The organism is Xanthomonas euvesicatoria pv. euvesicatoria (assembly GCF_020880415.1).
Lineage (GTDB): Bacteria > Pseudomonadota > Gammaproteobacteria > Xanthomonadales > Xanthomonadaceae > Xanthomonas > Xanthomonas euvesicatoria.
In genome coordinates this window covers 75,800-88,627 of record NZ_JAJIUJ010000072.1, presented here as the reverse complement: position 1 = coordinate 88,627, position 12,828 = coordinate 75,800, and the positions used below count along the sequence as shown (strand labels likewise).

The 12,828-nt window shown below is 64.4% G+C and carries 7 protein-coding genes; 1 reads left to right on the top strand and 6 read right to left on the bottom strand.

Going from position 1 to position 12,828, the window contains the following annotated elements; translation table 11 throughout:
• Positions 1-13: 13 nt before the first annotated feature.
• The 3 genes from LN450_RS12605 to ybaL form a co-directional block, all read right to left on the bottom strand.
• Positions 14-2,155 (bottom strand): TonB-dependent receptor family protein, encoded by a 2,142-nt coding sequence (locus tag LN450_RS12605; RefSeq protein ID WP_011348297.1) that lies wholly within the window; start codon positions 2,153-2,155, stop codon positions 14-16.
• Positions 2,156-2,917 (bottom strand): HpcH/HpaI aldolase family protein, encoded by a 762-nt coding sequence (locus LN450_RS12600; protein ID WP_011348296.1) that lies wholly within the window; start codon positions 2,915-2,917, stop codon positions 2,156-2,158.
• A gap of 337 nt (positions 2,918-3,254) precedes the next feature.
• Positions 3,255-4,952 (bottom strand): YbaL family putative K(+) efflux transporter, encoded by a 1,698-nt coding sequence (ybaL, locus tag LN450_RS12595; RefSeq protein ID WP_008571076.1) that lies wholly within the window; start codon positions 4,950-4,952, stop codon positions 3,255-3,257.
• Between the two features lie 439 nt (positions 4,953-5,391).
• Here ybaL and LN450_RS12590 point away from each other — a divergent pair, with 439 nt between their 5' ends.
• Positions 5,392-6,585 carry a cytochrome P450 gene (locus tag LN450_RS12590; protein ID WP_011348293.1) on the top strand — a complete coding sequence of 398 codons (1,194 nt, stop codon included), beginning with the start codon at positions 5,392-5,394 and terminating at the stop codon, positions 6,583-6,585.
• Between the two features lie 199 nt (positions 6,586-6,784).
• Here LN450_RS12590 and LN450_RS12585 read toward each other — a convergent pair whose 3' ends face one another.
• The 3 genes from LN450_RS12585 to LN450_RS12575 all read right to left on the bottom strand — a co-directional run bounded on the left by LN450_RS12585 (position 6,785) and on the right by LN450_RS12575 (position 12,613).
• Positions 6,785-9,184 carry a TonB-dependent receptor plug domain-containing protein gene (locus tag LN450_RS12585; protein ID WP_011348292.1) on the bottom strand — a complete coding sequence of 800 codons (2,400 nt, stop codon included), beginning with the start codon at positions 9,182-9,184 and terminating at the stop codon, positions 6,785-6,787.
• A 342-nt stretch (positions 9,185-9,526) separates the two neighbouring features.
• Positions 9,527-11,914 carry a TonB-dependent receptor plug domain-containing protein gene (locus LN450_RS12580; RefSeq protein ID WP_039416456.1) on the bottom strand — a complete coding sequence of 796 codons (2,388 nt, stop codon included), beginning with the start codon at positions 11,912-11,914 and terminating at the stop codon, positions 9,527-9,529.
• Between the two features lie 273 nt (positions 11,915-12,187).
• Entirely contained in the window at positions 12,188-12,613 is a 426-nt protein-coding gene (locus tag LN450_RS12575; RefSeq protein ID WP_008571081.1) for a VOC family protein, read from the bottom strand.
• Between the last annotated feature and the right edge of the window lie 215 nt (positions 12,614-12,828).

The window sequence follows — 12,828 nt, the reverse complement described above, 5'->3', positions numbered from 1 at the left end:
AGGTGATGCAGGTTCAAAACGTGTACTCCAGTCCGGCAGTGACGGTGCGCGCAGGCGCGGCCTGACGCCCCCAGGGACTGGTGTCCACGCCACGGAACCAGTATTGCCGGTCGAACAGGTTGTTGATCGCCAACGATGCGCTGAACTTCTGTCCATCGCGTTCGAACATGGTATGGCTCACTTGCGTGTTCCACACCATGTAGGCCGGCAACTGACCCACCGAAGCGATGGCATTCTCCTGCACGGTGTTGGCAGCGTCGCTGAAGGCCTTGCTGAAGTAATAGCCGGAAAGCGCGACAGTGGTGTGACCAAGCGCGTAAGTGCCGCCCAGCGTGATCTGGTAGCGCGAGGTGTAAGGCACGCGCAAGCCGCGGAATGCACCCGATTCCTGGCCGGCATCCAGATAGGCATAACTGGCGTTGAGGGTGAGCGCACGCAGTTGCTCCGGACTCCATTGCAGTTCCAGCTCGCCACCTTGATGGCGGGTCTTGCCGAGATTGCGGAACACGCGCGTGGTGTTGTCGAGCTGAATCTGCTGATCGAAATCGATGAGGTAGCCGCCCAGCCGGACACGTGTCCGCTCGTTGGGCTGATAGCGCGCGCCCGCCTCGTAATTCCATGCCAGTTCGGCATCCAGGTTGTTGCCGAAGATGATCTGGGTGACCTGCGGCGCACGCATCGAACGCTGCCCGTCGGCGTAGAAAAACCATTGCTCGTTTGCCTGGAAGCCCAACGTCAGCCCCGGCAGGACATCGCGCGTCTGGTTGAGCGTGCTGACGCCGGTGGCGCGATTGAAATAGCGCGAATCCAGGCGTTCGTAGCGCAGGCCCGGCGTAATCGTCACGCGCTGGCCTGGCAGGGTGATGGCGTTGCTGACGTATGCGGCCAACGCGCGGTCTTCGAACCGCCAATCGCGCACGGTGCTGAACAGCCCGTCGCGCAGACGCAGATTGCCCACCAGAAAATCGATGTCCTCGCGCACTGCACGCACCCCGGCAGTCCACTGCTGACGCACGCCACCGGCATCGCCCATGCTCCAGCTCAGCCGTGGCTCACTGCCGACCACGCGAAAATTGCGCGGTGCGGTCTGGCGCAGTTGCGGCGGCAGGTCCGAACGCCACGTTTCGGTGGAGGCCTGGCGCATGCCGACAATGAAATTGCGACTGCTGCGTGCACTGAAGTTGCTCCAATCCAGGCGCACGTCCTGCATCGGACCCCAATCGCCCAGCAGCTGTTCGTAGCTCAGCGACGCACGTGTGGTGCGGCCGTTGAAGCTGTCCAGCGGGCGGGTGGACTGGCGCGGGTCGCGCCGGTAATCGTCCGGACTGAGGGCGCCGGCCAGATCCATGTCGACCAGATAACGCTGCACGCTGGCCTTGAGCAGCTTGGTGTCGTCCAGCCACCATTCGGCACGGACGCGCAGATTGCTGATGTCGGTGTCGCTATGCGCGCGCCAGTACTCGCCATAGGTGCGATTGGCATCGACCTGCATCCCGAAGTTATCGGTGAGATATCCGCCGCTGCTGAGCGCGCTGTCCTGCAGGAACCGGCCCTGGCCGCCGGCAGTGACCTTGTGCGCCAGCGTGGTGCTCCACGCGCTCGGGATCTCCTTGCTGACCAGGTTGATCACCCCGCCCACGTTGTTCGGCCCGTACTGCACCGCCGCGCCGCCGCGCACGATGTCGATGCGGTCGATCTGGTTCAGTCCTACCGGAAACAGCGACAGGCTGGTCTGCCCATACGGGGCCAACGCCAGTGGAATGCCGTCTTCGAGCACCTGCACACGACCGCTGCGGCTTTCGTACAGACCGCGCAGCATCAGCTGCGGCAGTGCGCCGGTGCCGGTTTCGTCGAAGATCTTGATGCCGGGCACGCGCTGCAATGCATCGTCCAGAGAACGGTTGCCGCCATTGCGCAACTGCTCGCGGTCGATCACCTGGCGGCTGCCGGCATAACGCTGCACATCGTCGGGTTTGGAGCGACCGAGCAGGCTGCCTTGCACCTGGATCGCATCCAGTGCACGAATCGGCGTGCCGCCACCGCTGGCATCAAGCGCATCGGTCGTCGGCGTATCGCTTGCGCGCGCCAGCTGCGGCAGCGTCAGCGTGCTCGCCGCGATAGCGATGGCCAGGGCGTGGAAACGGAACGTCGACATCTACGGCGTGCTCCTGCAGGCGGGAGGTGATTGGGGGACGGCAAGGCTGGCCAAATGGCCGCGCAGGGCGCGTTGGATCAGCGCGCGGTCTTCGCCGGCCAGCAGCCAGCGCAGCTCCGGCTGCTGCAGCCAGTGCGCACGCTGCGCGTCAGTGCGCGGGTTGGGGCAGAACGGGACGTTTGCAGCAAGACACTGCGCATGCAGTTGCAGCAGCAATTCCCACACCTGCGGATGGGTGGGCTGCGGGCCCAGACCCAGATCCAGCGCAAGATCCAGCGCACCTTCCATCACCAGGGCCACGCCTGGGATGGCAAGAATCTCCGGCAGGGCAGCCACGCCGGCGGCGCTTTCGATCATCGGCACGATACGGGTGTTCGCATTGGCATGCGCGATGTAGGTGGGCAGATCGACATTGCCAAAGCCGGTGACACGGCCGCCGGTGATGCCGCGCCGGCCCAGCGGCGGGAAGCGCGCCGCGGCGATGGCGTCGCCGATCTGCGCCGCAGACTCGGTACGCGGAACCACGATTCCGCGCGCGCCGGCATCCAGCACGCGGCCAATCAGTTTTTCGTCCACCTCCGGCACGCGCACCCAGGCCTCGCAGCCCGACAACTCGCAGGCGCGGATGGCATGTTCCAGCGTGTCGGGCGCGTGCAGCACATGCTCCAGATCGAGCACCACGAAGCTATAGCCGATGCGGCCCAGCAACTCGCAGAGCTGCACGCTTGGCAATGCGTTGAGGATGCCGACTGCAACCGCCATGGAAGAGGCCGCCGAGGAAACGGGCGCTCATCCTGCACTTGATGGGAATGATTATCAAGTGTGTCTAGCGATGCTCTTTTTTGAGTTTTGGTCGTGGCGGTGGGCAAGGGTCAGATCGATGTTTTCAATCTGAACTAACCGCCCGCAACAGAAGCGCCCGCAGGGCTTGGACATCCCCAGGCTTCGATGCCTGGCTTATCTGGGCGGAGGTCGCTGCTGGCGGCGACGCTCGTGCCCGTGCAGGCGCGCCAACGCCAGAAAAGTAACTGGTGCACAGAGGTGGCGTCTCCCGGCAGGGGCTTTTTGGACGGCACTCCGCATGCGTGCGCTAGTGCAACTACGACGCCGGCACGTTCAACGCGCGGTACGGCGGGGTGGACATCACCATTTCGGCCAGCGAATAGGCCAGTTCGCGCTCGGCCAGTACCGCGCCGTCGGCGCCGTGTTCGAGCAGGTGCTTGACCTCGGCGTCGCTGTGGGCGCGCGCCAGCAGGGTCAGCGAGGGGTTGATGGCGCGCAGCTTGGCCAGTGCTTCGCCGGCTTCCAGCGGCTGCGGAATGGCCAGGATTGCGATCTTGGCGTGTTCCGGGCGTGCCTCGGCCAGCACGCGGTCGGCCGCTGCGCTGCCCCGGATGCCGGGAATACCAGCCGCATGGGCCTTGGCGACGTGGTCGCCGTTGTCGTCGATCACCAGCACCGGCACGCCGCGGCTGCGCAGCAATTGCGCCAGCGAACTGCCGACGCGGCCGTAGCCGATCACGATGGCATGCCCATCGGCCGGCAACGGCGGGCCGGGCGGCAGTTCCGGTTCCACGGCGGCGGGCGCGTCCTGCGCCTGCTTGGCCTGCCAGCGGTCCAGCCACGAGAACAGGAACGGGTTGGCCACGATCGACAGTAGCGCGCCGGCCAGGATCAGGTCGCGCCCGGTTTCCGGCAGGATCGCCAGTTGCACGCCCAGGCCGGCCAGGATGAAGGAAAACTCGCCAATCTGCGCCAGGCTGGTGGAAATGGTGAGCGCCGTGCCGGTGGGGTGGCCGAACGCGCGCACGATCAAAAATGCCGCCAACGACTTGCCCACGGTAATGGTCAGGAAGGTCGCCAGAACCTGCCACGGGTGCGCGATCAGGATCATCGGGTCGAACAACATGCCCACCGACACGAAGAACAACACCGCAAACGCGTCGCGCAACGGCAGCGAATCGTTGGCGGCCTTATGGCTGAGTTCCGATTCCTTGAGCAGCATGCCGGCGAAGAACGCGCCGAGCGCGAACGACACACCAAACAACGTAGCCGACACGAATGCCACGCCCAGCGCGATACCGAGCACGGCCAGGGTGAACAGTTCGCGTGAGCCGGTTGCCGCCACTTTTTCCAACGACCAGGGAATCACGCGCCGGCCGATCACCAGCATCGCCGCGACGAACGCCACCATCTTGAGCAAGGTCACGCCCAGCGCGGCCAGCAGCGAGGGCGATTGCGCATCGTGCGTCGTGGCTGGTGCGCCGCTACCGAGCACATCCGCCAGCGCCGGGAGCAACACCAATGCCAGCACCATCACCAGGTCTTCGACAATCAGCCAGCCCACCGCGATGCGGCCGCGCTGGGTGTCCAGCAAACGGCGTTCTTCCAGCGCACGCAACAGCACCACCGTACTGGCCACCGACAGCGCCAGGCCGAACACCAAGCCGTGAATCAGCGACCAGCCCATGCTCCACGCCAGCGCCCAGCCGAGCAGGGTGGCCACCACGATCTGCGCCAATGCGCCAGGCACCGCGATCCACTTCACTTCCATCAAATCGTCGAGCGAAAAATGCAGCCCCACGCCGAACATCAGCAACATCACACCGAGTTCGGACAACTGGTTGGCGATGGTCTGGTCGGCCACGAATCCGGGCGTAAACGGCCCTACGCACACGCCGGCCAGCAGGTAGCCGACCAACGGCGAGAGCTTCACCTTCTGCGCGAGCGTGCCAAGGATGAAGGCGACCGCGAGGCCGACGGCGATGATGTCGATGAGGCTGGTGTCGTGATGCATTCCAATCCGTTGTGAGAGTGTCCGGGAGATCGTCGAGCCAGCCAACGGCACTGCGCCGGGCATCGCCTGCGGGCATTGCGTGGTCATGGCTGGAGTCCGGCAGGGGGAACTGGACCGCAAAACAGGTCCGGTTGGCCGGACGCCCATAGTACACAGCGCATGATTAACGCGATGCGACACGCGGCGCATGCGTGCAAACAGATGCATGCGTCAGGTGGCGCGCGTAAACCGCTGTCGCCTGCGCCTGCGCCTGCGAGCCGAGACGCACGGCGCAAGTCCGGCATGCCGAGTCAACATTGACGACACCGCTTCGCGCTTGCGCAAGGCCGGGGCGCGATGCGTGCATATAATCGGGGCATCCCGTCGAGCACCTGCGTCCTTTGGCAGGTGTACGCATGCATCGCCCCTATTTCGGGGGTGATGCCACATGAGCCAGGCTATGCATCTCAGCGATTTGGCAACACCCCAGTTCCGCCACGATCCCTATCCGACCTACGCACGCCTGCGCGAAGAAGGCCCACTGGTGCAGGTGGCGGACGGGCGGCTGATGTCCGGCCGCTACGCCGTGGTCGATCGCCTGCTCAGCGACCGACGGGTCGGCCGCGACTATCTGCAGAGCGTTCGTCTGCGCTACGGCGAGGCGGCGGTGCACCTGCCGCTGTTCCAGGGCATGAGCCGCATGTTCCTGCTGCTCAATCCGCCGCTGCACACGCAGTTGCGCGGACTGATGACGCAGGCCTTCGGTGCGCGGCAGATGGAGTCCATGCGTGAGGTAGCCAGCGATACCGCCGCCGGGTTGATCGACGCTTTCCAGGCCAACGGCCACTGCGATCTGCTGGCCGAGTTCGCGTTCCCGCTGCCGATCGCCATCATCTGCCGGATGCTGGATATCGATGCAGCCGATGTCACCGCGCTGAGTCACGCGACCAGCGCGCTGGCGAAAGTCTTCGATCCGATGATGACGGCGGAAGAACTGCAGGCCACCAGCGTTGCGTACGACCAGCTGGCAACATATTTCCACGGCGTGATCGCGCAACGTCGCAGCGCTGGCGGCGACGATCTGATCGCGCGCTTCATCCAGGCCGAGGACAACGGCCGCCGCCTGAGCGAGGAGGAGATCGTCTCCAACGTGATCCTGCTGTTCTTTGCCGGCCACGAAACCACCTCCAACATGATCTGCAATGCGCTGGTCGCGCTGCATCGGCATCCGCAGCAATTGCGCCTGCTGCAGGAAACCCCGGGCCTGCTGCCCAATGCAGTGCTCGAATGCATGCGCTACGACAGCTCGGTGCAGATGGCCACGCGCACCGCCTTGCAGGATTTCGAGATCGAGGGCGTGGCGGTTCCCCGGGGCGCCATGCTGTATCTGATGCTGGGCGCGGCCAATCACGACACGCTGCAGTTCACCGACCCGCAGGTGCTGGATATCCGCCGCCAGCAGGGCCGCGCGCTGTCGCTCGGTGGCGGCATCCACCACTGCCTGGGCAACCGGCTGGCCCTGATCGAAGTGGAAGCGGCGCTGGCCTGCCTGCTTGCGCGTCTGCCGGCGCTTCGGCTGGAGCAGCTGGACACGCTGAGCTGGAACGACCGCGCCAACCTGCGCGGTGTCGACACGCTGCTCGCCTCCTGGTGAGCCGCGGCCAGGCAGTGCAGTGACGTGACCTGCCGGGACGGCATCGCAGCGGCAATCACTGCGCTGGCGATCGTCGCGGCAGATGACGCACGGCCGCGGCACCCGAATCGAGATGCCCACAACGACAAACACCGCCGATCACTCGGCGGTGTTTGCGTATACACATGCGCGGATCGGCAGGTTCGCTCGAGCCGGCCGATCAGAAGCGGTAGGTCACCCGGCCGTACCAGTAGCGACCGTTGAAGCCGAACGGCGACAACGAGGAATACTGCAGACCGCTGGCGCGATCATCGTAGCCGGTGGTCAGCTGTGCCTTGGTCGGATACTGGTTGGTGACGTTGTCGGCACCCACGGTGAAGGTCAGCGCCTGCCAGGTGTAGTTGGCCGCCAGATTGAGGATCCAGCGCGCCGAATATGTCTGGTCCTGGCTGCCGTCGGCCGGATCGCCGATTCGCTTGATCGCGCCATAGCGGGTGGCATTGCCGTTGAGCGAGAAGCCGCCCAAGGTCCAGTCCGCTGCCAGCATGTACTTGGTGCGTGGCGTGGATTCGGTCAACAGGCCCTGGCTGGCACGTCCGAAATTCGGATTGGACAGCTCCAGAATCTTGGTCTTGTTGTAATTGGCGCTGGCGCTCAGGTTGAGGCTGCCGCCGGCACCGAGATCGGCCCGATAGCTGTTCACCCAGTCGACGCCGCGCGTGCGGCTGGTGGCGCCGTTGACGAAGAATTGCACCGCACCCACCTGGCCGATCGGCTGGGCGAGCTGGATCTGGTCCGAATACAGGATCTGGTCCCAGATGCGGATCTGGTACACGTCCAGCGTCGAGGTGAAGTTGGCGGTCGGCTGCCAGACGCTGCCGATCCCGTAGTTGGTGGACTTTTCCGGGCTCAGCGGACGCGCGCCCAGCTGCACGGCGATCGGGTCGGAAGTGCGATAGGTGCCGACCTGGACCAGCTGCCCGTCCTGCGGCAGGGTCACCACCGAGGCGTAGTTCTGCTGCGCCAGCGAGGGCGCACGGAAGCCGTTGGAAACCGTGGCACGCATGGAGAACGTATCGGTGAATGCATAGCGTGCCGACAGCTTGCCCGAGCGGGTGGAACCGGCATCGCTGTAGTTCTCGTAACGCCCGGCGATGCCACCGGACAGCTTGTCGGTCAGGTCCGCTTCCAGCGCTGCGTAGGCCGCGTTGCTGTGACGGCCGAACTTGCCGGCCACCGAGGGCTCCAGACCGGAGAACACCTGCGCACCGCCGGGGTACGGGGTTCCGGTCTCCGGGTTGATGGTGTCGGGGTCGAAGAAATACGACGCCGGCGAGCCGGCGACGATCTCGTAGCGGTCCTGGCGATGTTCCACACCGAAGGCCAGATTGACCGGATAGGCCAGGCCCCAATCGAAGGACTTGTTGAAATCGGCGTTGAGCGTGCCTTGTTCGGTTTCGAAACCGCCGGAATTGAAGTTCGTCGGCGAGCTGCCCGTGCTCCAGTACAGATTGGTGTTGATGCTGTTGAGGATGTTGAAGGTCATGTCGTTCTTGCCATAGGTGGCCGACACGTCCCAATGCCAGTCGCTGGCCGTGGTGCCCTTGACGCCGAGCACCGCCGAGCGGTCGTTGATCGGGTTGTAGATCTGCGGCAGGAAGCCGTTGGGATACACCGCCTGCACGTTGCGGTCGGTGTTGTCGTAGGCACGGTAGTAGCCGTTGGAGGTCACTTCGCGGCGGCTCACGCTCAGATGGCCATACAGCTCGACGTTGGGCGTGAAGTCATAACCGAACGCGACCAGGCCCTGGTAGAACCTGGCATCCGGATCGCCATGGCGCTGGTAGGGCACGCCGCTGGGATTGGCGGCGCCGGCAAGCGTGGTGGCGCGATTGGTGTTCTCGCTGCGGTTGGTGTCCATCGAATTCTGGTAATTCCACGACAGCCGCACCCAGCCAGGCGCGGTGTCGCCGCTGGTGGCGCCGAACGGCAAGCCGACCGAGCCGTCGACGCCGTTCTGTGCGCCGTCGCCCTTGTCCATGATGCCGCCATTGACCGAAATGCTGTTGCTGCCGGCCGCGGCGCCATGCTTGAGCACGATGTTGACCACGCCGGCGATCGCGTCGGAGCCGTATTGCGCCGACGCGCCATCGCGCAGCACCTCGATGCGGGCGATCGCCGACATCGGCAGCGAGTTGAGATCGGCCGGCGCCGAACCACGACCGACATAGGGGTTGTAGTTCACCAGCGAGGAGGTGTGATAGCGCTTGCCGTCGACCAGCACCAGCACGTTGTCCGGCGACAGCCCGCGCAGCGTGGCGGGACGGGCGGCGTCGTTGCCGTCGGCGATGGCCGGGCGCGGGAAGTTCAGCGACGGCAATAGCTTGCCGAGCGCGGTGGCGACATCGGTGGCGCCGGTGGCCTGCAGCGACTCCTCGGAGATGATGTCGATCGGCGATTCGGATTCGGCCACGGTCCTGTCGCTGACGCGCGTACCGGTGACGATCAGGGTGTCGAGGGTTTTCTGCGGCTGGGTCGATTGCGACTGCGCACTGGCAGCGAAGGTACAGACGGTGAGTGCGACTGAAATCGCCAGCGAAAGTGCGTTGGAGTTGTGCATGGGAGTCAAGGCTCGAAAGGAGTGATGGACGTAGCGACGAAGCACCGTAAATACCGGGGGAATGCAACTGCGAACGGGTAATCGGCCATGCCTGCGCGCCGCATGCGTCCGCAGGACGGAGCAGTGCGCGCGAAGAGGGCAGCAACCGGCAATGCGCGGTGTGGCGCCTTGCGCACTTTGCTGCGCGCATCCTTGCTGAAGCGGTGCAACGTGCAGCGGAGAGCGTCTAACCTGGCCACCTCATGTGTGCGAGGGTGGCCAGGGACGGTGACGTCGGCGACACGTCAGACATGCAGTGCCGCGCGACTCAAATGCCGGCCGTGACCGACCGGCATTTGGGAGTTACCACTTGTAGTTCACGTTTGCATAGACCAGCGCGCCGTTGAAACCGAACGGCGAGGCGCTGCTGTAGGGCAGGTAAGTGCGCGTGCCCAAGCCGGCTTGCTGGCGGTCCGGATATTCGTTGAGCACGTTGTCGCCACCAATGGTGAAATTCCACGCGCCCAACTTGTAGGACGCGGCCAGATCCAGCGTCCACTTGGCCGCGTAGGTCTGGTCGCTGCCGGCGTTGGTGCCGAACGTGCTGAACTCGCCCCAGCGCGTGGCGGTGCCGGTGAACGACCAGTTGCCCGGCGACCAGGTACCGCCGAGGAAGAACTTGTCGCGCGGCGTGCCTTCGGTGATACGGCCGATTTCGGCGCGACCGATGCGCACCGCACTCGGATCGATCGCCATCAGCGCTGCCGGGTTGTCGGCGATGCGTTTGATTTCGGTCTTGTTGTAGTTGTAGCCGGAGGTCAGCTCTGCGCTGCCGCCATCCAGGTTCCAGCGATAGGTGCCGACCGCATCGACGCCTTGCGTCTTGGTGTCTACCGCATTGGTGAAGTAACGCCCGCCACCGATGCCCGGGAACCCATTGGCCTGCAGGTAGTTGCGGACCGCAGTCGAGGTGAGGTTTTCAGACAGCACGATACGGTCGTCGATATCGATGCGATACGCATCCACCGTGATGTACAGATTCTCCACCGGCTGCAGCACCACGCCCAAGCCGTAATTCTTGGACTCTTCGGCCTTGAGCGGTTCGGCACCGAGCGCGATCGCGGCAGGGTTGTCGGTACGGAAGGTGCCGATCTCGAACGGAATCGCGGTCACCGTGCCGTTGGGCTGCGCCACGTTGAGGAACTGGGTGGCGATCGACTGGAAGTTCTGCTGCTGCAGCGACGGCGCGCGGAAGCCGGTGGATGCAGTCGCACGCACCGCCACCTTGTCGGTAAAGGCATAGCGCAGCGACAGCTTGCCGGTGGCGGTGTCGCCGAAGTCGCTGTACTTCTCGTAGCGCCCGGCCAGCCCGGCCGAGAACTTCTCGGTCAAATCGGTTTCCAGATCGGCGTAGAACGAATGACTGTTGCGGTTGTAGTAACCGGCATCGGAGGGCTTGAAGCCTGGAAACACCTGCGCGCCGGGAATCAACGACCCATTGGCCGAGGGAATACCGCCGTTGGCCGAGGAAGCCGCATCGCCAGGCGATTCGTTGAATTTCTCGCCGCGCCATTCGGCACCGAAGGCCAGCGTCACCGGATAGGCCAGGCCCCAATCCAGCGTCTTGGTGAAATCGGCATTGAGTACGTTCTGCGTCACTTCCAGCGTACCGGCGTGGAAGTCGGTCGGGCTGGCCAGCCCCAAGCTGTTGTTCAAGCTGTTGCGCACATCGAAGGTGAGATTGTTCTGGCCGTAGTTGTAGCTCAGATCGATGTTCAAGCCCCCTTCGGTGGAGGTCTTCAAGCCGCCTACCCACGAGACGTCCTTGCTGACGTTGTAGATCTGCGGCAGGAAGCCGTCCGGATAGATTTCCGGGCGGTTGCGATTATCACCGGCAAAGCGGAAATAGCCGTTGGACAGCACTTCGCGCCGGCTCACCATGCCGAACGAATAGAACGTGAGGTAATCGGTGGGGCTGTATTCGCCGTTGAACGAGAGCGCGCCCTGGTCGATGTCGGGGTCGCCATAACGCTGCTCCACACGGCCCTGGAACGGCAACGCGCGGTTGGTCTGATCCGAGTGCCCGGCCTGTGCGGCCAGGTGCACCTTGCCGGTGCCGGCGAAGCTGAAACCGGCATCGCCGGACAGTTGGTACTGCTCGCCGTCGCCAGCGCTGTACTTGCCGTAGCGGCCATTGATGCTGCCGCCTTCGCCGCTGCCCTTGAGCACGACATTGATCACGCCGGCGATGGCGTCCGAGCCGTATTGCGCAGACGCACCATCGCGCAGCACTTCGATGCGCTCCACCGCGGCGATCGGGATGGTGTTGAGGTCTGCCGGCGAAGAGCCACGCCCCTGGGTATCGTTGAGATTGATCAACGCCGTGCTGTGATAGCGCTTGCCGTTGACCAGCACCAGCACCTGATCGGGCGACAGGCCGCGCAACTGTGCCGGGCGCACCGCGTCGGAGCCGTCGGAGATGGCCGGGCGCGGAAAATTGAGCGAGGGAATCGCGCGTGAGAGCGCGGTCGCCAATTCGGTGGTGCCGGTCGATTCCAGTGCCTGCGGCGAGATGATGTCGATCGGCGATGCCGATTCGGCGACCGTGCGATCGGCCACACGCGTGCCGGTCACGATCAGGATGTCCAGTGTTTTCTGGGCCGGCGCCTGCGATTGCGCAGACGCGGTTGAAGCGGAAAACGACAGTGCAAGAACAACGGCGACTGCGAGTGGACTGGTCTTGCAATTCATGCGGTGACAACTCCGAGTGGGGAACGGATGCATCGCAGGGGCCCCCTCCCGGGCCGCGTCCATCGCGGCAGCTGCGGTGCGTTCTCAACCATTAACCACGTGTAACCGCATGTCAAATTTTGGTTACGTTGCGCAAGCAACTGTCATCTCTGACGTGCTACTGGCAACGTTGTCATCGTGCACCAAAGTGATGCGACGCCTGCACCAGACCTGCTGGGGCAGGCGCTCGCTTGCACCATAGTGGACGGCAATACCAGTTATGAAACTTGTGCATCAGAATGTGATCTGCACCGCATCAGCACTGCGTTGCGCAACACCATGGAAGACCGCTTCGATGTTGTTGCCGTCCGGATCGAGCACGAACGCGGCGTAGTACTGCGGGTGATAGGGGCGCAGGCCGGGCGCACCATTGTCGCGACCACCATGGGCGAGCGCCGCTTGATGGAAGGCATGCACCATTGCCACATCGCGTGCCTGAAATGCCAGGTGGTGGCGGCCGGTAAGCACGCCCTGTGCCACCGTGTCGCGGTCAGAAACGAACAATTCGTCGGCCCAGAAGAACCCATCGCCTTCGCCGCCGACCGGAATCCCAAGAACGTCCAGCACAGCCTGGTAGAAGCGCCGGCTGGCCGGCAGGTCCTGCACCACCAGGTGCAGATGGTCGATCAAGCGTCCGCGCGACAGCTGCGATGTTTCCATGGAGCGTGCTCCGGCAATGACGGGAGCACCGTTGATACCACCGCAGCTGCCGTCAGGTCTTCACCTCGCAGCGATACGGTGCGCATAGTGGCGACCAACGCGTCGCGCGCAGTCCTCAGGTGCGCGCCGACGGCGACACCAACCGCAGCGCACGCAGGGTCGATGGCGCGGCCGCGTCCGCCTGGTGCCGGCAGTGAGTTTGTGTGCCGTTCCAA

What these genes read in the sequence shown, in the direction of transcription:
- LN450_RS12605 (WP_011348297.1), bottom strand. Translation starts at nt 2,155, where the DNA reads ATGTCGACGTTCCGTTTCCACGCCCTGGCCATCGCTATCGCGGCGAGC.
- LN450_RS12600 (WP_011348296.1), bottom strand. Translation starts at nt 2,917, where the DNA reads ATGGCGGTTGCAGTCGGCATCCTCAACGCATTGCCAAGCGTGCAGCTC.
- ybaL (WP_008571076.1), bottom strand. Translation starts at nt 4,952, where the DNA reads ATGCATCACGACACCAGCCTCATCGACATCATCGCCGTCGGCCTCGCG.
- LN450_RS12590 (WP_011348293.1), top strand. Translation starts at nt 5,392, where the DNA reads ATGCATCTCAGCGATTTGGCAACACCCCAGTTCCGCCACGATCCCTAT.
- LN450_RS12585 (WP_011348292.1), bottom strand. Translation starts at nt 9,184, where the DNA reads ATGCACAACTCCAACGCACTTTCGCTGGCGATTTCAGTCGCACTCACC.
- LN450_RS12580 (WP_039416456.1), bottom strand. Translation starts at nt 11,914, where the DNA reads ATGAATTGCAAGACCAGTCCACTCGCAGTCGCCGTTGTTCTTGCACTG.
- LN450_RS12575 (WP_008571081.1), bottom strand. Translation starts at nt 12,613, where the DNA reads ATGGAAACATCGCAGCTGTCGCGCGGACGCTTGATCGACCATCTGCAC.